General features: G+C 49.4%; 19 protein-coding genes and 1 pseudogene. 12 read left to right on the forward strand and 8 right to left on the reverse strand.

Annotation, left to right across the window (positions count from 1 at the left end; translation table 11 throughout):
- Positions 1–11: 11 nt before the first annotated feature.
- Together ACES2C_RS02220 and ACES2C_RS02225 are read right to left on the reverse strand one after the other, a co-directional pair.
- Complete coding sequence (locus ACES2C_RS02220) at positions 12–776, reverse strand: CHASE3 domain-containing protein (RefSeq protein WP_374165393.1); 765 nt, start codon at positions 774–776, stop codon at positions 12–14.
- 227 nt (positions 777–1,003) lie between these two features.
- Complete coding sequence (locus tag ACES2C_RS02225; RefSeq protein WP_374165394.1) at positions 1,004–1,585, reverse strand: DJ-1/PfpI family protein; 582 nt, start codon at positions 1,583–1,585, stop codon at positions 1,004–1,006.
- A gap of 236 nt (positions 1,586–1,821) precedes the next feature.
- Here ACES2C_RS02225 and clpB point away from each other — a divergent pair, with 236 nt between their 5' ends.
- Positions 1,822–4,443 (forward strand): ATP-dependent chaperone ClpB, encoded by a 2,622-nt coding sequence (gene clpB / locus ACES2C_RS02230; RefSeq protein ID WP_374165395.1) that lies wholly within the window; start codon positions 1,822–1,824, stop codon positions 4,441–4,443.
- Positions 4,444–4,823: 380 nt separating this feature from the next.
- Here the strand turns inward: clpB and ACES2C_RS02235 are convergent, their stop codons facing one another.
- Positions 4,824–5,315 carry a D-glycero-alpha-D-manno-heptose-1,7-bisphosphate 7-phosphatase gene (locus ACES2C_RS02235; RefSeq protein ID WP_374165396.1) on the reverse strand — a complete coding sequence of 164 codons (492 nt, stop codon included), beginning with the start codon at positions 5,313–5,315 and terminating at the stop codon, positions 4,824–4,826.
- 283 nt (positions 5,316–5,598) lie between these two features.
- Positions 5,599–5,886 carry a DUF3817 domain-containing protein gene (locus tag ACES2C_RS02240; protein WP_374165397.1) on the reverse strand — a complete coding sequence of 96 codons (288 nt, stop codon included), beginning with the start codon at positions 5,884–5,886 and terminating at the stop codon, positions 5,599–5,601.
- A 531-nt stretch (positions 5,887–6,417) separates the two neighbouring features.
- On the opposite strand from ACES2C_RS02240, the pseudogene ACES2C_RS02245 reads away from it, so the two are divergent.
- The 4 genes and pseudogenes from ACES2C_RS02245 (at position 6,418) to ACES2C_RS02260 (ending at position 12,648) form a co-directional block, all read left to right on the forward strand.
- A pseudogene (locus tag ACES2C_RS02245) lies at positions 6,418–8,279 on the forward strand (OPT family oligopeptide transporter).
- Positions 8,279–8,479, forward strand: a complete 201-nt coding sequence (locus ACES2C_RS02250; RefSeq protein WP_374165398.1) for a hypothetical protein — start codon at positions 8,279–8,281, stop codon at positions 8,477–8,479. Before ACES2C_RS02245 ends, ACES2C_RS02250 begins: the two are co-directional and overlap by 1 nt.
- Before the next feature lie 53 nt (positions 8,480–8,532).
- On the forward strand, positions 8,533–11,460 hold the full coding sequence (locus ACES2C_RS02255; RefSeq protein ID WP_374165399.1) for an insulinase family protein: 2,928 nt from the start codon (positions 8,533–8,535) through the stop codon (positions 11,458–11,460).
- A gap of 702 nt (positions 11,461–12,162) precedes the next feature.
- Positions 12,163–12,648 carry a hypothetical protein gene (locus tag ACES2C_RS02260; RefSeq protein WP_374165400.1) on the forward strand — a complete coding sequence of 162 codons (486 nt, stop codon included), beginning with the start codon at positions 12,163–12,165 and terminating at the stop codon, positions 12,646–12,648.
- 28 nt (positions 12,649–12,676) lie between these two features.
- Here ACES2C_RS02260 and ACES2C_RS02265 read toward each other — a convergent pair whose 3' ends face one another.
- The 4 genes from ACES2C_RS02265 to ACES2C_RS02280 form a co-directional block, all read right to left on the reverse strand.
- Positions 12,677–12,862, reverse strand: a complete 186-nt coding sequence (locus tag ACES2C_RS02265) for a CsbD family protein (protein ID WP_374165401.1) — start codon at positions 12,860–12,862, stop codon at positions 12,677–12,679.
- 81 nt (positions 12,863–12,943) lie between these two features.
- Entirely contained in the window at positions 12,944–14,857 is a 1,914-nt protein-coding gene (gene acs, locus ACES2C_RS02270; protein ID WP_374165402.1) for an acetate--CoA ligase, read from the reverse strand.
- Between the two features lie 60 nt (positions 14,858–14,917).
- Entirely contained in the window at positions 14,918–15,133 is a 216-nt protein-coding gene (locus ACES2C_RS02275) for a DUF6814 family protein (RefSeq protein ID WP_374165403.1), read from the reverse strand.
- Positions 15,134–15,136: 3 nt separating this feature from the next.
- Complete coding sequence (locus ACES2C_RS02280) at positions 15,137–16,663, reverse strand: MFS transporter (RefSeq protein WP_374165404.1); 1,527 nt, start codon at positions 16,661–16,663, stop codon at positions 15,137–15,139.
- A 318-nt stretch (positions 16,664–16,981) separates the two neighbouring features.
- On the opposite strand from ACES2C_RS02280, the gene rpmB reads away from it, so the two are divergent.
- From rpmB to ACES2C_RS02315, 7 genes are all read left to right on the forward strand, one after another.
- On the forward strand, positions 16,982–17,215 hold the full coding sequence (gene rpmB, locus ACES2C_RS02285) for a 50S ribosomal protein L28 (protein ID WP_374165405.1): 234 nt from the start codon (positions 16,982–16,984) through the stop codon (positions 17,213–17,215).
- A 23-nt stretch (positions 17,216–17,238) separates the two neighbouring features.
- On the forward strand, positions 17,239–17,421 hold the full coding sequence (gene rpmG / locus ACES2C_RS02290; RefSeq protein ID WP_374165406.1) for a 50S ribosomal protein L33: 183 nt from the start codon (positions 17,239–17,241) through the stop codon (positions 17,419–17,421).
- Positions 17,422–17,452: 31 nt separating this feature from the next.
- On the forward strand, positions 17,453–17,620 hold the full coding sequence (locus ACES2C_RS02295) for a DUF4295 domain-containing protein (protein ID WP_374165407.1): 168 nt from the start codon (positions 17,453–17,455) through the stop codon (positions 17,618–17,620).
- 350 nt (positions 17,621–17,970) lie between these two features.
- Positions 17,971–18,933 (forward strand): signal recognition particle-docking protein FtsY, encoded by a 963-nt coding sequence (gene ftsY, locus ACES2C_RS02300; RefSeq protein WP_374165408.1) that lies wholly within the window; start codon positions 17,971–17,973, stop codon positions 18,931–18,933.
- A 218-nt stretch (positions 18,934–19,151) separates the two neighbouring features.
- Positions 19,152–20,495: a 30S ribosomal protein S12 methylthiotransferase RimO gene (gene rimO, locus ACES2C_RS02305; RefSeq protein ID WP_374165409.1), complete on the forward strand. Its 1,344-nt coding sequence runs from the start codon at positions 19,152–19,154 to the stop codon at positions 20,493–20,495.
- Between the two features lie 48 nt (positions 20,496–20,543).
- Complete coding sequence (gene bshC, locus ACES2C_RS02310) at positions 20,544–22,148, forward strand: bacillithiol biosynthesis cysteine-adding enzyme BshC (RefSeq protein WP_374165410.1); 1,605 nt, start codon at positions 20,544–20,546, stop codon at positions 22,146–22,148.
- Between the two features lie 5 nt (positions 22,149–22,153).
- Positions 22,154–23,245 (forward strand): Ldh family oxidoreductase, encoded by a 1,092-nt coding sequence (locus tag ACES2C_RS02315; RefSeq protein ID WP_374165411.1) that lies wholly within the window; start codon positions 22,154–22,156, stop codon positions 23,243–23,245.
- Positions 23,246–23,351: the final 106 nt, after the last annotated feature.

Raw genomic sequence — 23,351 nt, forward strand, 5'->3', positions numbered from 1 at the left:
CACAGCCGCGGCTATCCCCTCAGATCGTCCTCCTTTATCCTCGCCTGGTAGTTCCCATCAGCCACCTCCCCGGCAAACTCTTTCACCATGTCTATCTTCCGTGCCAGCTGCTTATCTTTTTCTTCCAGCTCTGCCTGCATTCTGAGCTTCTGTTTCGCATCAGAAGAAAGCCTGAAGTAGAACACCAGCGTAACCACAATGGCAATAAAAGAGGCAATGATAACGAGCCAGGGCGTGAAGACAGAAAAAGTGTAGTTCTTCTTTGTCCTTTGTTCCAGCAGCACACGTTCCCGCCCCTCCATCACGTTGATCAGGCTGCGCAGCTCGATCATCAGCCGCCTGCCTTTCTCTATATTCTGCCAGTTTATCGGCAGCCCTGCACGCTTCTTGTCTACACTGCGCGCCAGCAGGGTAAACCGGGTTCTAACTAAGCTTTCAAGCTTCTTTATATCTCCCTGCTGCTCAGCATTGTCTACGGTCAGAACGCTTACCTGCTCGAAGGCCTCCCATACCTCCTCCTGCGCACCTTCATAGGGTTCAAGGAATAAGGTCTGTCCGGTGAGCAGGTAGCCGCGCTGTCCGGTCTCGGCATCTTTGGTCCGCGAGATCACCGTCTCCAGGTTCATCAGAACTGCCTGAGTATGCTGCACCCAGCGCTGACTTTCAAGCAGCTGATAAATACTATACACCGACGCCGCTGTAGTGACAATAAGGACGCATAAAGAAAAGACGCTGCCAATGATGAGGTTTCTTTTGTATTTCTTATCGAAGTTCATATATGCTCGGACTGAGAGGCAGTAGGATACCGCAAGTTTTCATAAAATATCTTCTAAACAGAAAGTCTTTATGTACTGCAATCACAAACGGTAGTGAACGCTGGACGCCCTTTCCGGCTATTAAAACTAGAGAAGCCCTCTCATATCAAAGAGGTCTTTTTAAAAACAGGTACTAGTCTCAATAAAAAAAGCCTCCTGCATAAAGTGCAAGGAGGCAGCAAAAATAACTAATTTCCGGAGATTGAAATGCCGAGCAGAGCATAAAACTCTTTCAAAATAGCCGGATGCCCGGGCCAGGCAGGAGAAGTGGTAAGATTTCCGTCTGTTATGGCATCCGCCACTCCGATCTCAACATACTCCCCTCCGGCAATCGTTACCTCCGGACCCACTGCCGGGTAAGCGGTCAGCCTCCTTCCTTTCACTACACCGGCAGCGGTGAGGATCTGAATACCATGACAGATAGCCGCAACAGGCTTGTTCGCTTCAAAGAAGTGCCTGGTTAGTTCGAGTACCCTCTCATTGAGCCGAATGTACTCGGGGGCCCGCCCTCCGCAGACATACAGCCCGTCGTACTCCTCCGGCTTCACTGCCGCGAAGTCCTTGTTCAGCACAAAATTATGCCCGCGAAGCTCCGCATAAGTTTGAAAGCCAATGAAATCATGAATCGCAGTTGCCACGGTCTCCCCTGACTTCTTATCAGGACATACCGCATCTACCTGCAGGCCTACCGCCTGCATTGCCTGGAAGGGAACCATTACTTCGTAATCTTCCACGAAGTCGCCGGCAAGGAGTAAGATCTTTTTAGCCATAAGTTTATTTTTTAGGATGAATAAATGTACTAAATATTCAAGTGAACAAGGCATAGTACCATTCACTACTTCTGTTCCCGTCCAGCCTCATCGCGGAGGATCAAACCTGCCAAAAAGGACGATACACGCCAATAACACGCGACTTTTAGTCACTGAAAAACAAGAACATAAGACAATATTTCAGGCAATCAACAACTAAAGCATATTGGCGAAGGTTTTGACTGTAAGAAAGTACTATGAACTTTAACAACTTTACAATCAAGGCACAGGAGGCCGTACAGAAAGCCTCTGAAATTGCGATGGGAAACCAGCAGCAAGCTATAGAAAATGCACACCTGCTGAAAGGTCTGCTGTTGGTTGATGAGAACGTTGTCAATTATCTTTTAAAGAAACTGAATGTGAACGTTAACCGGCTTAATACCGTTCTGGATGCACAGATCCAGAGCTATCCCAAGGTTAGCGGAAGCGATATCTATCTTTCCTCTGATGCCAATAACGCGCTCGTGAAGGCACAGAACTATCTGAAAGAGTTCAAAGACGAGTTTGTCTCTGTGGAGCACATCTTACTCGGTATCCTTAACGCCGGCGACAAGGTCAGTGCTATACTGAAAGACGCAGGTGTTACCGAGAAAGACCTCAAGAAGGCCATCACCGAACTCAGGGGAAATAACAAAGTAACAGATCAGAATGCCGAAGCAACCTATAATGCGCTGAACAAGTACGCCCGCAACCTCAACGAGTATGCTGAATCAGGCAAGCTGGATCCGGTGATCGGTCGTGATGACGAGATCAGAAGAGTCATCCAGATCTTGTCGCGGAGGACGAAAAATAACCCGATATTAATTGGGGAGCCAGGAGTAGGTAAGACAGCCATAGCGGAAGGCATCGCATTCAGGATCATCAAAGGAGACGTTCCTGAAAACCTGAAAAGCAAAACCGTATACTCACTCGACATGGGAGCCCTCATAGCAGGGGCTAAATATAAAGGAGAGTTTGAGGAACGACTGAAGGCCGTGGTGAAAGAGGTTACTCAGAGCGACGGAGAGATTGTTCTCTTCATTGATGAAATCCACACACTGGTTGGTGCCGGTGGTGGCGGTGAGGGAGCAATGGACGCCGCAAACATCCTGAAGCCTGCTCTGGCAAGAGGAGAATTAAGGGCCATCGGAGCAACGACTCTGAACGAGTATCAAAAGTATCTTGAAAAAGACAAGGCTCTTGAGCGCCGCTTTCAGAAGGTAATGGTAGAAGAACCGGATACGCAGGACGCCATCTCCATCCTCAGAGGGCTCAAGGAGCGGTACGAAACCCATCATAAGGTGAGGATTAAGGACGAAGCAATTATCGCAGCTGTTGAGCTCTCACAGCGCTATATCTCTGACCGGTTCCTTCCGGATAAGGCGATCGACCTGATGGACGAAGCAGCCTCCAAGCTGCGGCTTGAAATGGACTCGGTGCCTGAAGCTGTAGACGAAATAGAAAGGCGGATCATGCAGCTGGAGATCGAGCGGGAAGCGATCAAGAGAGAAAACGACGAAAAGAAAGTACAGGAGCTGAGCGAAGAGATCGCAAACCTTTCTTCCGAGCGCGATTCTCTGAGAGCAAGCTGGCAGGCAGAAAAAGATCTGGTGGATGCCATCAACCATGAAGTAGCACAGATCGAAAGCTACAAGCTTGAAGCAGAGCAGGCTGAGCGTGCAGGCGACTACGGACGGGTGGCCGAACTTCGCTACGGAAAGATCAAGGAGTCGCAGGACAAGGTTGAAACGCTGAAAAAGGATCTGGAGGCCAAACAGACAGGCAGCCGCATGCTTAAGGAAGAAGTCACTTCTGAAGACATTGCCGGCGTCGTGTCGCGCTGGACAGGCATCCCTGTCACCAAAATGATCCAGAGTGAACGCGAAAAGCTGCTTCACCTGGAAGAAGAACTCCATAAGCGGGTGGCAGGTCAGGAAGAAGCGATAGAAGCCATTTCAGACGCCATACGCCGCTCCCGTGCAGGCCTGCAGGATAAGCGCAAGCCAATCGGATCTTTTATATTCCTTGGAACAACCGGTGTGGGTAAAACAGAGCTGGCCAAGGCACTCGCCGAATTCCTGTTCAATGATGAAGCCTCGATGGTCCGCATTGATATGAGCGAATATCAGGAACGCCATGCAGTGTCACGCCTGATTGGTGCGCCTCCGGGATATGTGGGCTATGATGAAGGAGGACAGCTTACCGAAGCAGTACGGCGCAAGCCTTATAGCGTCATCTTGCTTGATGAAATCGAAAAAGCACATCCTGATGTCTTTAATATCCTGTTGCAGGTACTTGACGACGGGAGGCTGACTGACAACAAAGGCCGGGTGGTCAACTTTAAGAATACGATCATCATCATGACCTCCAATATCGGATCGCACCTCATTCAGGAAAACTTCGCGGGGCTTGATGACGATAATCGGGAATCGGTTGTTGCCAGAACCAAAAACCAGTTGTTCGAACTGCTGAAACAGACGATCCGCCCTGAGTTTCTGAACAGGATAGATGAGCTGATCATGTTCACTCCGCTCAACAGGAACGAGCTGAGGGATATCGTAGCCCTTCAGTTCCAGCAGGTACAGCAGACCCTTGCAGAAATGGGCGTTACCATAGAAGCATCTGAAGAGGCACTCGACTGGCTGGCGCAGCTTGGATACGATCCGCAGTTCGGAGCCCGTCCGCTAAAGCGTGTTATCCAGAAGAGGATCCTGAACGAGCTTTCGAAGGAAATACTTGCCGGCAAAATAGACAAGGACAGCCACATTGTACTGGATGTCTTCGACCGGCAATTCGTGTTCCTGAATAAGAATAAAATGACGGAAGCAGGGGTTGACTAGTATTTGGCTGACAGCGCGCAGATTTATAAAAGCAACAGAACGTGCTGTTAACAAAGGATCTGCACTTATAAAATAAACGGCCGCCTCAGCTTTGCTTGGGGCGGCCGTTTATTTTCAAACCAAACTCGAAATTGAACACCCTTTCCTTGCAGCTTCAGAGTTGCGCTGACGCTTTAGAACACCCTTGCAAGTTTCGAAGTATCGTTACAGCTTTCCAGGTATTTCCAGAGAATTGAAAGTCCCATTCCAGCTTCAAGTTTCCTTGCAGGGCTGAGGGTATTATTGGAAAGTTTACATCTGTTTCTGAGGATACACAGCGAGATAGTGCTGGAGAAAAACCTCTGAACTACTACCCGCGGATGAATCCCACGCGATCCAACTTAAGCAATCAGGTGCAGCACTTCGCCGATCGGCTGATCTGATTTAATGAGGATGCCTGTTACCCCGGCGCCTTCTCCAGCCATCATATCACGCTGATTGTCTCCGATGAAATAGGACTGAGACGCGTCTACGTTAAAACGGGCGATCGCTTTTTCCAGCATCAGGGAACCTGGCTTACGGCAAAGACACTTGCCATTGTAATCAGGATGATGGCGGCAGTAATACACATCGCTGATGTGGATGCCATGAGCCGCGTAGGTATCCAGAAGACGCTGATGCATCGCTGCCAGCGTTTCCTCGCTATACCAGCCCTTGGCCACTCCGCCCTGGTTGGTAATGATTACCAGCAGGTACCCGCGATCCTGCAGCTCTTTAAGAGGCTTCAAATTATGCTCAAGGACTACGAAGTCGTCAAGATGACAGACATAGTCGCCCAATTCTTTATTTAACACTCCATCCCGATCGAGAAAAACGGCCTTGTTCTTTTTCATTGATGCAAAGCTACAAAAGCAGTCGCAAGATGCAAGCGACTGTCGGCTTTGACCGCAACACACCGTTCACAATGGCATGACAGCTCAAGCGAGTTCCCCCTCCCAGTCGCACCGAAGCTACTGCTTAATGACAACTTAAGCGAGTTGCGGCTTCCATCCGGAACCCTCGCGTTCAGTTTTAATCTCTGCCCGGTCTTACATGCCGGACCTCCGGAGATACTCCCCCGGTAAAGCTGAACGCTTCAAACTGCTCCCCTGGGTCTCTGCCAGACCTGGCCATCAGCTAGTAGATCTTCTTATCGGCGTAAAAAGTACCGAACGGTACCAGAGATGCAAGAAATGCAAGAGTCACCTTCCCGGCTTTCCACCGAAATTCAATAGCTACCTGGATCAAAAGCACGACATAGGTCACAAAGAGCAATCCGTGTATCATTCCAACGACCTTGTTGGGAAAGGGCATTTCGTATTTATACTTAAGCACCATGGTGAATGCCAGCAACAAGTACGAAGCGCCCTCCAGCAGCGCAACCGCTCTGAACCGTCCCAGTGGAGTAGTGATAAATTTTGACATGTTTCTCTCTTAGAATCCTCAATGTTAAGAACTAAAACTGAGCCGTTCACCATTTGATGCCAAATCTGAAACGCCAGTGACAATCCGGGCCGGCGTGCGGGTGTGTGTTGAGGGTTGTGAGTTACGAGTTCTGAGTTGCTAATTAGGAGTTGCAGGTTGTGGGTTTGGGGGTTGCCGATTGTTAGTTGTGAGTTATGATTCCGTGTTGTAAGTCGTAGTTGTGCGTTGTTACCCACAATTGTGAGTTGCGGGGTGCCGGTTAGGAGCTGGAGGCTGCGGGTCGCAACCACAACACTCAACCAAATGCCGCAACCCACAACACGGCACACACAGTGCCACAACGCGCAGCCCGCAACACTCCACACACAACCCACAACCAACAACCCGCAACCCACTTGACACTCCGCTTTTTTCCCGTATCTTGTAGCATGATATGGGATTTCGCTCTAAGTGCCCGGTATCTCTGCTCGAATTTGCATCTTGCTGCTAAAAATTCGATACTTGTTTCTATATTATTCGATAAAAGACAACATGGCAGAAATTAAACCCGAAAAAGAATTCAAACCTTACGTAGCTGCAGGAGAAAGAGTAGCCGAGTTTACGGTAAAATCGATCCTACTTGGTGCCCTTTTTGGCATTATCTTCGGTGCTGCAACCGTTTATCTCGCATTAAAAGCGGGTTTAACCGTCTCAGCATCTATTCCTGTAGCCGTTCTCGCCATTTCAATAGGCAGAAAGTTCTTTAAGACCACCATTCTGGAGAACAACATCATACAAACAACCGGCTCTGCCGGCGAGTCTATCGCCGCAGGGGTTGTATTTACGCTTCCCGGGTTTTTATTCCTTTCTGCGGGCAGTCAGGGCGAAGGCTTCTTCTCTTACTGGCCGATCTTCATTCTGGCTGCACTGGGCGGGATCCTGGGAACATTAATGATGGTTCCTCTCCGCCGCTCTCTCATCGTAGAAGAACACGGCACCCTGCCCTACCCGGAAGGAACGGCCTGTGCCTCCGTCCTCATTGCAGGTGAAAAAGGGGGCGACTTTGCCAAAACGGCCTACCTGGGACTCGGATTCGCTTTTTTGTACGCCATCCTTCAGAAAGTTTTTCACCTCATTGCAGAAAGCCCCGCATGGGTCACCAAGCAATCCAACCGATACTTCCCGTCAGCAACAGTGAACGGAGAAATTACCCCTGAATACATGGGCGTCGGCTATATCATCGGACCAAAGATCGCCGGGGTACTGGTAGCAGGTGGCGTTCTCGCCTGGCTGGGCTTAATCCCCCTGCTGGCATCTATTGTTCCACAGGAAACGACGGCCCTCCAGCTGATCAAACTCGGATACTTAAAAGATCTTGCTACCGCGGGCGGCTCGGGCGACTGGAACCCCGCAACACATACGTTCGGCGACTATGCCACTGCTATCTACCGGGCATACATCCGCCAGATAGGTGCAGGCGCTGTTGCCGCGGGCGGATTTATTACCCTGATCAAGACGATTCCGACCATTATCTCATCATTCAAATCAAGCCTTGGCTCCATCAAAAATACCGGTGAAACGCAGGTAGCAAAGCGTACTGAAGACGACCTCTCGTTCAAGGTTGTAATTTTCGGAAGCATCGCCCTTATTGCCCTGATGGCGATCCTGCCTCAGATCCCCGGCGACTCGATCATCAACAAGCTCCTTATCGGCGTGCTTGTGGTCATATTCGGGTTCTTCTTCGTCACCGTTTCCAGCCGCATCGTGGGGATCATCGGCTCCAGCTCCAATCCGATCTCGGGAATGACCATTGCCACCCTGATGGGAACCTGCCTGGTCTTTATCTCTGTAGGATGGACGGGCAAACTGTTCGAACCAATGGCCCTGGTAGTAGGCGGCATGATCTGTATCGCTGCTGCCAATGCAGGCGCCACTTCCCAGGACCTGAAGACCGGCTATATCGTGGGCGCTACCCCCGTTATCAGCAGCTTGCACTCTTTATCGGTGCCATCGTCTCCGCGGTGATCATCGGCCTCACCCTTTCTATTCTCGACAGGCCGACGGCTGCCATGCAGGCCCAGGGCATCACCCATGCCATCGGAACCGATGCCTATCCGGCGCCGCAGGGTACCCTGATGGCTACGCTGATCAAAGGACTCCTTTCGTTCAACCTCGACTGGCAGTTTGTGCTCGTGGGCGTGTTCCTGGCAATCACCATGGAGCTTTGCGGCGTCAAGTCGCTTTCTTTCGCCGTGGGTGCCTACCTTCCCCTTTCTACTACGCTTCCGATTTTTGCAGGAGGTGCGATAAAAGGACTTGTTGAAATGCGCAACAAGAAAAAGGGAATTATGGAGGACGAAGAGCTGGGTAAAGGTAGCCTCTTCTCAACCGGACTTGTAGCGGGGGAGCACTGATGGGGGTCATCTATGCCTTCCTGATGGCTTTTGAAAGCACATCAGTGCCGGTGAGCAAGCTCAATGCAGAGCACGCCCTCACCAATAGTCTCGGCGAAGGCGGCTATCAGCTTCTCGGCTTCATTTTCTTTGTCATCATGGGACTGGTGCTTTACCGGATCGCCGTAAGCAGCAAGGGAGAAGACGCCCCCCATTCATAAGCAACAGTTTTTACAATAATATCCAAATCAACTTATCACTCAACACATCAATCATGTCAAGACTAAAAGTGATCGTCGCCTTTATTTTTGGGGCCGTTACAGCGGCCCAGGCACAGACATCCTATCTGTGGAAGCAGGGCACTTCCGGCGGGTATAGCTACAAGTACGTCAGCAATGACCCCACCCATTCCAGGTTTTACACCCTGAAGAACGGGCTCACGGTCGTGCTCAGTCCCACTCCCAAGCAGCCACGCATCCAGACCTATATCGCCGTAAAGGCGGGAAGCAAGACTGACCCCGCTACCCACACGGGATTAGCGCATTACCTCGAACATTTAATGTTTAAGGGCACAGATAAATACGGATCGCTTGACTGGAGCAAGGAGAAGCCGCTGCTTGATAAAATAGATGCTTTGTATGAGCAATACAATTCAACGAAAGACGAAGCAAAGCGTAAGGAAATCTATAAAGAGATCGACAAGGTATCAGGGCAAGCAGCAAAATACGCCATTGCCAATGAATACGACAAGATGATGTCGTCAATGGGAGCTCAGGGAACTAACGCGTTCACTTCTTTTGAACAAACTGTCTATACTGAAGATATTCCGGCCAGTGCGGTCGACAAATACCTGTCAGTACAGGCCGAGCGGTTCCGTTACCCGGTATTCCGCATCTTCCACACCGAACTCGAAGCAGTTTATGAAGAAAAGAACCGCGGTCTTGATAACGACTCAAGAAAAGTGTTCGAAACCATGTTTGCGGCCCTCTTCCCTAACAACAACTACGGAAAACAGACCACCATCGGTACGATTGAACATTTGAAGAATCCTTCATTAAAAGAAATCCGGAAGTACTTCTATACGTATTATGTTCCCAACAATATGGGCGTGATCATGTCGGGCGACTTCAACCCTGACGAGATGATCAGAAAGATCGACCGGAGCTTTTCCTATATGAAGGCGAAAGCGATTCCTGCCTATACCTTCAGTCCCGAAAAGCCTATTCCCGCACCTGTGGCGAAAGAAGTGTTCGGACCAACCCCCGAAAATATTATGATTGGCTACCGCTTTCCCGGAGCAGCCACTCCTGACGCGCAAATGCTGAATCTCGTGGGTGAAATCCTGACGAACGGCAAAGCCGGTCTTTTCGACCTCAACCTCACCAAAAAACAGAAGATGCTGAGCGCAGGCGCATTTTCATACAACCTGAAAGACTACAGCGTATTGCTTTTACAGGGGAACCCGATAAAGGGGCAGTCGCTTGACGATGTTAAATCGCTCATGCTGGGTGAAATTGAAAAGTTGAAGAAAGGGGAGTTTGACGAAACCCTCATCACCTCAATCGTCAACAACCTCAAGAAAAGCACCCTTGAAGAAAACCAGAACTACACGTCACGTGCCGGTAACCTGATGGACGCCTTCACTTCGGGCATTGACTGGAGTGCCCGCGTGGCTACAGCCGACAAGCTGTCTAAGATCACCAAAAGGCAGATCGTTGATTTTGCCAATAAGTATCTTAAAGACAACTACGTGATCGTTTACAAAAGACAGGGTGAAGACAAAAATGTGTTAAAAGTTGAGAAACCTCCTATTACACCAGTAGAGGTGAACCGCGACGCTCAGTCGCCCTTCCTGAAGACGATAGCAACCATGCCGTCGAACAAGGTAAATCCGTCATGGCTCGATTTTAACCGCGACATAGAGCGCACCAAGTCAGGTCCGCTAAACGTGCTGGCAGTTAAGAACAAAGACAATTCCATCTTCGGCCTGTACTACCGGTATAACATGGGCAGCCTGAACAATAAGTTACTGCCCATGGCAGCAGAATACATCCAGTATCTGGGCACCGATAAGATGACTGCTGAAGAGATCAGTAAGGAGTTTTACAAGCTGGCAGCTTCTTTCAGGGTCAACACCTCCAATGAAGTGTCTACCGTGAGTATCTCGGGACTGCAGGAGAACTTTGACAAAACGATCCGCCTCTACGAATCGGTTCTGAACAACTGCAAGGCGGACGAAGCCGCGCTGAAGGGGCTCAAAGAACGGATGAAGAAAAGCCGTGAAAATGCAAAGCTCAATAAATCGCTGATCATGCAGGGCCTGGTGAACTACGCACAGTTCGGCGCAAAGAATCCGTTCAACAACGTGCTCACCGATGCAGAGCTCGAAGCAGTAACTGCTCAGCAGCTGGTTGACCTGCTGCATGACCTGGGTAAGTTTGAACATACCGTGCTGTACTATGGTCCCAGAACAGCAGAACAGATTGCTGCCGAACTAAAACCGTTGCACGCAGCACCAGCCTCGTTCAAACCCGCCCCTCAGCAGTTAAGTTTTGAACGTACTAAACAGGACAAAAACCAGGTGCTTTTTGCCGACTACGACATGGTGCAGGCAGAGATCGAGTGGGTAAAAAACAGCGAAAAGTACAACCCTGAGCAAACCCCAACGGTGGAGCTGTTTAATAACTACTTCGGCGGAGGTATGAGCACGATCGTCTTCCAGACCATCCGCGAATCGAAAGCGCTGGCCTATTCCACCTACGCGTTCTATAATGCGCCTCAGAAGAAAGACGACAACTATACCATGGTGGCATACGTAGGCACTCAGGCCGATAAGGTAAATGACGCGGTGGGTGCAATGAACGAACTCCTGACCAACCTTCCCGAAAGTGATAAGGTCTTTAACGTCGCCAAAGACAACATCAGGAAATCCCTCGAGACAGAAAGGATCACGGACCAGGACATCCTGTTCAACTACCTTGCGGCCGAACGCCGGGGCCTGAATTATGATATCAGGAAGAACGTATACGACTCAGTGGGAAATATGGGCTTTGCCGATATCAGGAGCTTCTTCGACAAAGAACTGAAGAGCAAGCCTTATACCTATTGTATTGTTGCTTCCGAGAAACGGGTAAAGGAAGACGACCTGAAAAAGTACGGCGATTTTACAAAGCTTAGCTTAGAACAGATCTTCGGCTACTAGCCTCTGTCCGGCGAGGAAGTGTTTTAGAAACTCACTTCCCTGCTTACTCATCCAACGCCTTATAGCTAAAGCGGATTATCCTCTCAAGCTATAAGGCGTTGCTGTTTCTGTACTTAATCGGACATGTGGCAGCAGGTATAGTACTACGCCTCCCCCTGCCTCGCGAGTACAAACCACTCTTCGAATGGCAGCTAAACCTTTTTATAGCGTTTCCGGTTTATTAGGTAGTGAAATAGTCCTGAAAAAAGAAAGCGATTCCCCTTCGTTTTTGGTCCGGTTCTCTTCCGCTTCTGCTTCTCTTCCACTCCCGGTTGCATGCGGCATTAGTCCGGGTTGAGTGCGGTATATTCCAGGAAAAAACCGCAGTCAACCCGGACTCAACCCGCACTCACTCCGCACACACAACGAATATGGAGATAAGTTGAAGCGAAGTTGAAGCGTTGTTTTGTATATCGTTGGCATAAGAGGGAGCTCATGGTACTTAAGCACCGACGGGTAGCGAGAAGGCTGCATTTGAGCTTCGGCCCGTTCCTCCTCTGATGGCAGAGAGCACCGTGTACTCCTCCCCCCTGCGGAATACTGCAAAGTTAGCACAGAATAATCAGATTATCAGCAGCGTCCTCTGCATTTTCTGGTACATGTTTAAACGCTTGATATTCAATATTCTTTTTATTTGATTTGTTCCAACAAACTTATTATCACATGAAAAGATTACCAATTTTATTCCTGGCAGGAGTGCTCATGCTGTGCGCCTGCGATCAAAAGGGACAAGTACCTAAATCAGAATCAGACTTTGTGATGCGGCTGAAGAGAGCGCAGGACACGGTAACGATCTTTGAGCATCAGCAAGAGCTAAAGAATCGTATTATCACCAATATGAGCAAGTATGTAGCTAACAACATGAGCTTTTCCGACTGGAGTTTCCGGGTAGAAAAGATGTCGGACTCTGAACTTGGCCTGAAGGTTCCGGCTCCTAAAGATACAACCGGCTACAATGTAAGATTCGTGCTGCCGCTGGGTGGCGATGCTAAACTAAAAGAAGCGCTTGCTAAAGTAAAAGAGGGAGACTTTATTAAAGTGGATGGAGAAATTGACATGAAGACGGCTGACGGGAAAGTTTCCATGAATGACTACTTCCTGACCGACAGCGCCCGGTTTATTAAATTGAGCGCAAAGGTTATAAAATAAAAAAAGCGGCTAAAGCCGCTTTTTTATTTTATAACCCTCTCAGCCATTCTACGACCTCATCGCGGGTTTTGCCGGTTTTATTCTGAAGACGGCCGTACAGTTCGTCTTCTTTTCCTTCTTCATACGTTAAATCGTCATCGGTGAGATCACCATAGGCCTGCTTTACTTTGCCCTTGAGCTCATTCCATGTTCCTTTTAATTCTAATTTGTCCATTTTGCAGATGTTTAAGTTAAATTCTTCTGTCATCTATGGAACACCCGGCAGCGAAGATTGTTTGAAGGAAGGACGCTCGTACTAAACGAGCGCACCTGACCGGATCTCCTCAACTACAGCGGGATCCAGCAGCGTGCTGGTGTCCCCCAGGTTTGACGTGTCGCCTTCTGCTATCTTCCTCAGGATCCTTCTCATGATCTTGCCCGAGCGTGTTTTGGGGAGACCGGAGACGAACTGAATCTTATCCGGCTTGGCAATAGCACCGATAATGCGGGTGACGGTCTTCAGGATGTCCTTCTGAACCAGCTCCACCTCGTTATGCAGGGAGCCGCCGAGGATCACATAGGCGTAAATACCTTGTCCCTTGATGGAATGCGGATACCCCACAACAGCGCTCTCAACCACGTCGGCATGCATATTAATGGCGTTTTCAACTTCGGCGGTACCGATGCGGTGTCCGGAGACATTGAGAACATCGTCAACACGGCCGGTGATACGATAGTAGCCGTCCTCGTCGCGCAGGCAGCCATCGCCCGTGAAGTACATGTCGGGGTAAGCCGAGAAATAGGTCTGACGGCATCGCTCGTGGTCGCCATAGGTGGTGCGCAGCATACCGGGCCAGGGAAACTTGATACAGAGGTTACCATTCACTCCGTTGCCCTCGATTTCCGCTCCGTTCTCGTCAACCAGACAGGGCTGAATGCCAGGCAGCGGAAGACTGGCATATCCGGGTTTGAGGGGTGTTATGCCGGCAATAGGAGAAATCATTAATCCGCCCGTTTCGGTTTGCCACCAGGTATCGGCAATGGGGCAGTTGCCCTTTCCCACCTTGTCATGAAACCAGTGCCATGCCTCTTCGTTGATCGGCTCTCCTACCGATCCGAGCTTCTTCAGCGAACTGAGATCTTTTCCCTCCAGGGGCTCATCACCAAAGCCCATGAGCGACCGTATCGCCGTAGGCGCTGTATACAGAATATTCACCTTAAACTTTTCGGTGATCTGCCAGAGGCGGTCGGGATTGGGCCATGTAGGAACGCCTTCGAACATGAGCGCCGTGGCGCCCTGCGAGAGCGGACCATACACGATATAACTATGGCCGGTGATCCAGCCTATATCGGCGGTGCAGAAATAGATTTCCCCGGGCTCATACTGAAAGACATTGGCAAACGTGTAGCCTGTATACACCATATAACCTCCGCAGGTATGGACCACGCCTTTAGGCTTGCCCGTCGAGCCTGAGGTATAGAGAATAAAGAGGACGTCTTCGGCATCCATCTCTTCCGCCGGGCATTCAGGATTGCCCTGCGTCTCCACCTTCTTAATTTCATCCTCCCACCATACGTCGCGCCCCTTGATCATTGAAACGGGAGTCCGGCTTCGGGTCAGCACGATCACTTTGTTCACACTCCGGCATTGAACAAGGGCATCGTCAATCACTTCTTTAAGAGGAATTTCTTTAGCGCCGCGGAAGCCTCCATCAGCCGTAATGACCACCGAGCACTGAGCGTCATTGATCCGGTCGGCGATAGACTGCGCAGAGAAGCCTCCGAATATCACCGAGTGAATGGCGCCGATCCGCGCGCAAGCCAGTACGGCGATGGCTAACTCGGGCACCATTGGCAGGTAGATGCAAACGCGGTCGCCCTTCACTACGCCATTATTTTTGAGGACGTTGGAGAACTGGCAGACCTTATCGTGCAGCTGCGAGTAGGTCAGGACGCGATGGGCTTCTTCGGGGTCGTTAGACTCCCAGATAATGGCGGGCGTGTCGCCATTCTTTTCCAGGTGCCGATCGAGGCAGTTCTCGGTGATATTCAGTTTTGCACCTTCAAACCACCTGATCTCGGGACTGCGAAAGTCCCAGCGCAGCACTGAATCCCACTTCTTTCGCCAATAAAAGTTCTCGGCGATGTCGGCCCAGAACTTCTCGGGTTCGGCAACGCTGTAATTGTATACTTCCTTGTACTCGTCAAATGAAGAAACTTTTAAATTCATACCCATTTTTTCGAACTATATACTATATAACTGATAAGCATTTTTGCGTACGCCCTGCGCCTACGAATACTCGCCGCGCCACGCGTAATAACCAAATAAGACAAAGCCGAGCACAATTGGAACGAATATCACCAGGATCACGATCCAGAAGACAAAGTCTTCAGCCTTTGGCTCGGCAGCACTCAGGACTGTTGCTGACTTGTAAAGAAGAAAAAGACCCAGAGCAAGACCCGCGAGGATCCAGACTATTCCTAAATACTTTTTAAGCGTGTTCATCGTCTAACTTTTAAATTCAGCAGTCTGACCATTTTTAATGTAGAGCAAGCCAATCACCAGACAAGCTGCCGCAACTGCGATGGGATACCACAAGCCGTCAAAAGGCGTGGCACCGGGCCGCGAGGTGAGGCTGGTGGCAATAAAGGGAGTTAAGCCTCCGAACACCCCATTGCCAATGTGATAGGGCAGCGACATCGACGTATAGCGGATATTGGTAGGGAATAACTCGACCAGGAATGCGGCGATCGGCCCGTACACCATCGTTACAAACAGCACCTGCACCGCCACCAGGAGGGTCAGGATCCAGAAGTTCGATGCGGGCAGAATAATTGCAGTATGCACCTCAGCCGGCGCCTCCGCCTGCGTTGTTTGTTCGCGCTCCTTTCGTGTTTCCTGCAGGCATGTCCCGTCGGTAAAGAAACGGCTGTTCACGGTCACAGTTTCAGAGTATCCTCCCTTCAATTCGGTAGTGGTCTTCACGTTGGCCTGCTCCTTTACCTCCTTCTTCAGATTCAGATCAGTCAGCCCGTACATTTCCTTGTATATCGGCCTGTACAAAACGATACCTAATAACATCCCGGCCAGCATAATGTTCTTCCGGCCGATGCGGTCTGACCATGCACCAAAGACGACGAAGAATGGGGTGGCAATCAGCAGGCCGATGGCAATGATGTAATTGGATTGAACGAACTCAACCTGCATGGTCTTCTGAATGAAAGACATGGCATAGAACTGTCCCGTATACCAGACCACACCCTGGCCGGCGGTAGCGCCGAAAAGGGCAAGCAGCACCATTTTTAGATTTTCGCGCTTCCCGAACGACTCCTTCAGCGGGTTACGCACCACCTTTCCTTCAGCCTTAACCTTCTGGAAGAGCGGCGATTCATGCATCCGCATCCGGATGATGATGGAGACTACCACCAGAAGAGCTGACAGGAGAAAGGGGATTCTCCATGCCCACTTCTCAAATGCGTTAACATCCACGATGTATCTGGTGAGGAGAATTACACCGAGCGACAGGAACAGTCCCAACGTGGCAGTAGTTTGAATAAAGCTGGTATAAAAACCTCTTCTGGAGGAAGGTGCATGCTCTGCCACGTAGGTGGCCGCTCCCCCATACTCTCCTCCAAGAGCCAGGCCCTGGATCAGTCGCAGCAGCAGGACCAGCACGGGGGCGGCATAGCCGATCTCGTCAAAGCCGGGGATCAGCCCGATGGCGAAAGTGGAACCACCCATCAGGACCAGCGTCAGTAGAAAAGTGTACTTCCGGCCTACCAGATCGCCTAGTCGGCCAAAGACAAGCGCACCGAAAGGGCGCACGATAAATCCGGCAGCGAAAGTTGCCAGGGTTGATAAGAATGCAGCAGTGGGGTTGTTATGCGGAAAAAACTGGGATGAAAGAATGGTAGCCAGACTTCCGAAAATATAGAAATCGTACCATTCTATTAGCGTCCCTATCGATGAAGCGCCAATGACGCTCCATAAGTTGTTCTTTCCTGCTGCCCCTTCAGGATTTTCAACATCATTCATGGTGTTAATTGATTAGTATGTATTGTTGGCCTTAAATTAAAAATATTTCGCAGAAGGACGGCAAAAAAGCTGAAAAACGTTCATGCTCTGCAGAGAGCGAGGTGGCGAGATAATATCCCGATAACTTAATGATGCGCTATTGAAGCTCTGAAAAGCACGTTGGCTCGCCGGCCGGGTGTTCATTGAAAAGAGGTAAAGAAGCCGAGCCCATTGTCTTTAAATAAATTAACGCAAAATCCTTGTGGTTTTAATTTATTCTTCTGATATTTGCAAACTCTTTAAGAGACTGATTTTTACAAAAAGATACACAATATAGTCATGTCGAGAATTTGTGATTTAACAGGAAAAATGCCAATGAACGGTCATAACGTTTCTAATTCAAACGTAAAGACTAAGCGCAAATTTTATCCTAACCTGAAAGTAAAGAAATTTTACATCCCAGAAGAAGGCCGCTGGATTACGCTGAAGGTTTCAACCTCTGCTGTTAAGACCATCAATAAGAATGGCATCAGCGCTGTAATTAATAAATTCCTTAAAAAAGGATACATTTAATCAACGAATAAAAGAAAGAGAAAATGGCTAAGAAAGGTAACAGAGTTCAGGTAATATTAGAATGCACTGAGCAAAAAGAAAGCGGTGTACCTGGGATGTCTCGTTATATCTCCACTAAAAATAAAAAGAACACTACTGAGCGTTTGGAGCTAAAGAAATACAATCCGTTCCTTAAGAAGGTAACTGTTCACAAAGAGATCAAATAATTAAGGCTAATACCTTTTAAAACATAAAGAGATGGCTAAGAAAGTAGTTGCAACCCTTAAGACCGGTAAAGGTAAAGAATATTCAAAGGTGATCACCATGGTGAGATCAGCAAAAACCGGCGCTTACGCTTTTAAAGAAGTTACTGTACATAACGATCACGTTAAAGACGCTATTGCTTCAAGCAAAAACGCACAGTAATCCTATTTACTTTAAAATATTTTAAAGAGCCGTCCCGATTTATGTCTGGAGGGCTTTTTTTGTATGAAGGACGTTTAAGGAGAGAACTTCATAAAGCACCTGCCAGAACAATAATGACAGCAGACGGGAGTTTGTCTGCAACCGCTGAAACTTACCGAAGCGCCTTGTTGCGGCCTCTGTAAAAAATCCCTGGTCTCAATAAAGCGGACAAACGTTCAGAGGAGACATCGATGAGCCCGGCTCTCGAACGGGGGATGAAAGTTGCTTGAATGTTCTTTGTGACTTTAGGAACAAATACGCGTTCACAAGAAAAGTAAAATATCCTTAGATTTAAAAACACAACTGACTGAATGGGATTATTCGATTTTTTCAAAAAGAAGGAAGCTCCGAAGGAGGAAATTGAAGCCTTAGACAAGGGGCTGGAGAAGACCAAAACGGGCCTGTTTTCAAAGATCACGAAAGCCGTGATGGGCAAGTCGACTGTTGATGACGAAGTGCTTGACGAGCTTGAGGAGATTCTGGTCACCTCCGATGTGGGGGTTACAACCACACTGAAGATCATTGAGCGGATCCAGGAGCGCGTGGCGCAGGATAAGTACTTTGGAACTTCCGAGCTCAACTCGCTTCTGAAAGAAGAAATACAGAAGCTTCTTGCTGAAAACAACAGCAATGATTTTGAAAACTTCGAATATGGTAAGCACAAGCCTTACGTCATTATGGTGGTGGGCGTCAACGGCGTCGGAAAAACGACGACGATAGGAAAGCTCGCTTATAAGCTTAAACAGGCTGGCAACAAGGTGGTGCTTGGCGCTGCCGACACCTTCAGGGCGGCAGCTGTGGATCAGCTAAAGCTTTGGGGAGAGCGCGTTGACGTAAGAGTTGTTGCACAGGCAATGGGGTCGGATCCGGCTTCTGTAGCCTTTGATACGCTGCAGTCGGCTGTAGCCAACGGCGAAGACGTGGCAATCATTGACACGGCAGGACGACTTCACAACAAGGTGGCTCTGATGAACGAGCTCACCAAGATCAAGAATGTGATGCAGAAAGTGGTTCCGGGTGCTCCGCACGAGATCCTGCTGGTACTCGACGCTTCAACCGGACAGAACGCTATCGAACAATGCAAGCAGTTTACGCAGGCTACTGACGTGAATGCCCTTGCTCTTACCAAACTGGACGGAACAGCAAAGGGAGGCGTTGTAATAGGCATATCCGATCAGTTCAAGATCCCCGTGAAGTACATTGGCGTAGGTGAAGGAATGAACGATCTGCAGCTGTTCGACCGGCAGGAATTCGTCAATTCCCTTTTTAAGTAAAAGAGAGAAGCCGTCAACACAAATCAATACAATACGCAGCAGCGTCGGGATATCCTGCTGCTGCTGCTGTTACATAGAATAAGTTAAAGCCAACACCTCATTGAGTACAATTCAGGGAGAACCAATTTCGTTGCAGTTGCCGTATACAGGCGGTCTCCGGATTAGTTGATATTGAAAAGTGAGTAAAGCCCCGAAGCGGCAGATTATACGAATAAACAATGAAGACAAAAGCGATAAAACCAACCCATTTAAAAGCTCAGACGGAAAAACCACGGGTAAATGTAGTCACCCTCGGCTGCTCGAAGAACGTGTATGACTCTGAGGTGCTGATGGGACAGCTGCTGGGGAATCAGATCAGTGTAGTACATGAAGCCGAGCAGGTGGGTAAAGACGATATTATTGTGATCAATACCTGCGGGTTCATTGACAACGCCAAGCAGGAGTCTATTGATACTATTCTTCAATACAGTGAGCTGAAAGAACAGGGTAAGGTGGGCAGAGTAATTGTGACGGGCTGCCTCTCCGAGCGCTACAAGCCGGAACTTGAGGCTGAAATTCCGAACATTGATGCCTACTTCGGCACGAATGACCTTCCCAATATTCTTTCTGAGCTGGGCGCTAACTACAAGTACGAGCTGGTAGGAGAACGACTGCTTACTACTCCCTCCCACTTTGCCTATTTCAAAATCGCAGAAGGATGTAACCGTCCCTGCTCATTCTGCGCTATTCCGCTCATGAGGGGCAAGCACATATCCAAATCCATTGAGGAACTGGTGAAGGAAGCCAGCCATCTGGCCAGGAATGGTACGCGGGAGCTGATCCTGATTGCTCAGGACCTCACCTACTACGGACTGGACCTCTATGGAAAGAGAAATCTGGACGAGCTGCTCAGGCATTTGTCGGACGTGGAGGGCATCGAGTGGATCCGCCTGCAGTACGCCTATCCTTCAGGCTTCCCTATGGAAATCCTTGACGTGATGAATGAGCGTCAAAATATTTGTAAATACCTCGACATGCCTTTGCAGCATATCAGTGATAACATGCTTAAGTCGATGCGGCGGGGAATTACCAAGCAGAAGACCATTGACCTGGTTAGCGCCATCAGAGATCGCGTTCCTGAAATAGCTCTTCGTACTACGCTCATTTGCGGATACCCCGGTGAGACGGTGCGCGACTTCGAGGAAATGAAAGAATGGGTGGAAGATAGCCGTTTCGACCGTCTTGGCTGCTTCACCTACTCGCACGAGGAGAAGACGCATGCGCACACGCTGGAAGACGACGTACCACAGGAAGTGAAAGAACAGCGGGTAGAGGAAATCATGGAGGTTCAGCAGGGCATCTCCCTGGAAAAGAATATTGAGAAAGTTGGAAAGACGTTTAAGGTGCTGATTGATAAGAAGGAGGGCGACTTCTTTGTCGGCCGAACCGAGTACGACTCTCCGGAAGTTGATAACGAGGTGCTGCTGCACGCATCAACCAACTATGCCACAGTCGGATCGTTCGTTCAGGCAAAGATTGAGCGGGCGGAGGACTTTGACTTGTATGGACAGATTGTAAAATAAAGGAAGGAAGCAGGGGATTTCTATTTTTTCCTCTAATTTCGCAAGGCGATGAAAGCAACGTACATCGATTACAGCGAAACCAATAGTTTTTCATCTACGGCGCTCAGTTACCTGTCCCGCGATCCAAAGCTACGGCCCTTTCTTTTCGACTATCCCTCCATTGAAGCATTCGACGAACGAATCCGCAGCAAAAGGCAGACGCCGGACCGCAATGTCCTTTCGGAGGTATTGAAAGATCAGTACCTGAATACGGGGATTGCAGAAAGCTGGAGCAGCGAAGATCCCGTTTGCAGGAACATCGCCTTATTAAAAGACCCGCAGACTTATACCATCACGACGGGTCACCAGCTCAACATCTTCACGGGCCCTCTTTACTTCATCTACAAGATAGTAACGGCCATTAATCTTGCCAGGCAGCTGAAAGAGGCATTCCCGGACAACAATTTTGTTCCGGTTTACTGGATGGCTACTGAGGACCATGACTTCGCCGAAATCAATCATACGAGCCTTCATGGTAAGCCGCTGAAGTGGGACTTTGACGCTGCCGGAGCGACAGGAAAACTCCCCACTGAAACGATCTTCAGTACAGTAAAGGAATACCGGAAACTGCTGGGCCTCTCAGAAAACTCCGAGAAGCTGGGGCAGCTGATGGAGTCGGCCTATCTGGAGCATAAAACCCTTGCCGGGGCTACTCGTTATCTGGTCCACCACCTGTTTGGGGAGTACGGCCTGGTGGTCGTAGATGCTGATTCGCCAGCCCTTAAGCAGCAGTTTGCGGACATTATTGAAGAAGATATCACCAGCAGGAACAGTTTTCGCCTGATCACGGAGACAAGTAAGAAGATACACGAACTTGGCTACGCTACTCAGGTGAATGCCCGTGAGATCAACTTCTTTTACATGAAAGAAGGCCTGCGCGAACGAATTGTGGAAGAGAACGGCGTGTACACGGTTCTCGGCAGCGACTTGCGTTTCTCCGAGACAGAGCTGCGGGACGAGATACGGCAGCATCCGGAAAGGTTTAGCCCGAATGTCATCATGAGACCGCTTTATCAGGAGGTGATCCTTCCTAATCTTGCCTATATTGGCGGAGGAGCTGAGCTGGTCTACTGGCTGCAGCTGAAAGCCAATTTCGATCATTATAAGACCGACTTCCCTCTCCTGATCCTGAGGAACTCGGCGCTTATTACCGATGAAACGTTCGGGAACAAGCTATGCCGATTAAGGATCAGCCTGAAAGACTTCTTTAAGGAGACGGCACAACTTCAAAAAGAATGGGTATTGCGGCACTCTAAGCAAACCCTTTCTCTTGCTGACGAGCAGAAGGAGTTCAAGTCGCTTTTTGAGAAGATCAAGCTGAGAGCTTACAAAATAGATCCTACATTGGGCCCAAGCACCGAGGCTGTAAAGGCGCGACTGGAAAAAGCGCTCGGCAACCTCGAAAAGAAATTAATAAAGGCAGAAAAACGAAACCACGAAGGGGCACTGTCGCAGATAGAGAACCTTCGGAATAAATATTTCCCGGGCGGAGGCTTGCAGGAAAGGTCAGAGAACTTCGGCTTATTCTATCTGAAGTACGGCGACGAACTTATTTCGGAGCTTGTCAGACATTTCAAGCCACTCGACTTCAAGTTTACCGTCCTCGAACCTTAATAAATATGAGTTCATTATTATTTCAGGAAGAGTCGCTGCGTACATTCACTGAATCCGTGTTTATTGCAATGGGTTGTGAAGAAGACGACGCAGCTACAGCAGCGGATGTGCTGATATCATCCGACCTGCGCGGGATTGATTCGCACGGTGTTGCCCGCCTGAGCGGCTATGTACGTCTTTGGGAGAAAGAGCGTATTAATCCACGACCCAACATTAGCGTGGTTCACGAAACCGCCACCACAGCCACCGTTGACGGCGATAGTGGCTTAGGTCTTGTTGTGGCTCCTTTTGCCATGAAGCTCGCCATTGAAAAGGCAGAAAAATATGGATCGGGCTGGGTGTCTGTACGCAACTCCAATCATTTCGGAATTGCCGGTTATCATGCCATGCAAGCAGTACAAAAGGATATGATCGGCTTTGCGATGACAAATGCAAGTCCTCTTGTTGCGCCCACTTTTACTACGGAGCGTCTTCTGGGTACTAACCCGATGTGCTATGCCTTCCCTGCCGGAGAATATCCTCCAGTGGTGGTCGACATGGCTACTGCAGCGGCTGCCAATGGCAAGCTGGAGATTGCACAGCGGTTAAACAAATCGATTCCGGAGGGATGGGTACAGACAAATACCGGAGGCCCTTCTACTGACGCACACGCGCTTAAAAGCGGTGGCAGTCTTCTGCCTCTGGGCAGCGACCGGGAACACGGAAGCCACAAGGGCTTCGGACTGAGTGCTACTGTAGACATCCTGACAGCTGTTCTCTCCGGTGCTAATTACGGTCCCTGGGTACCTCCATTTGTCGCCTTCCTTGATCCCCTGCCCGATCTGCCAGGAAAAGGAATAGGACATTTCCTCGGCGCAATGCGGGTGGACGGATTCCGTCCGGTTGAAGAATTCAAACAGCATATGGATCAGTGGATCGGCCGGTTCAAAGCAGCTAAGCCGACCCATGAAGATCAGAAGGTGATCATTCCGGGAGAACCGGAACTGGAAGCAGAAAAGATCAGAAAAGAAGCGGGCATCCCTCTAACGGATGCAGTGGTGAGAGATCTGGAAGAGCTGTCCATCAAACTGGACCTCGACTTTCCATCGGGGCTGTAACAGGCTGTTTAGCGGTATTATTTTTTTGTGGAGAGGTGAAGCCTTGTTCTGTCTGGGGACTTTAACAGACGCTTTAGCGGCAAAGCAAGAGAGGCTGAACCAGCAG

The sequence above is a fragment of the Arcticibacter sp. MXS-1 genome (genome assembly GCF_041902385.1).
Taxonomy (GTDB): domain Bacteria; phylum Bacteroidota; class Bacteroidia; order Sphingobacteriales; family Sphingobacteriaceae; genus Arcticibacter.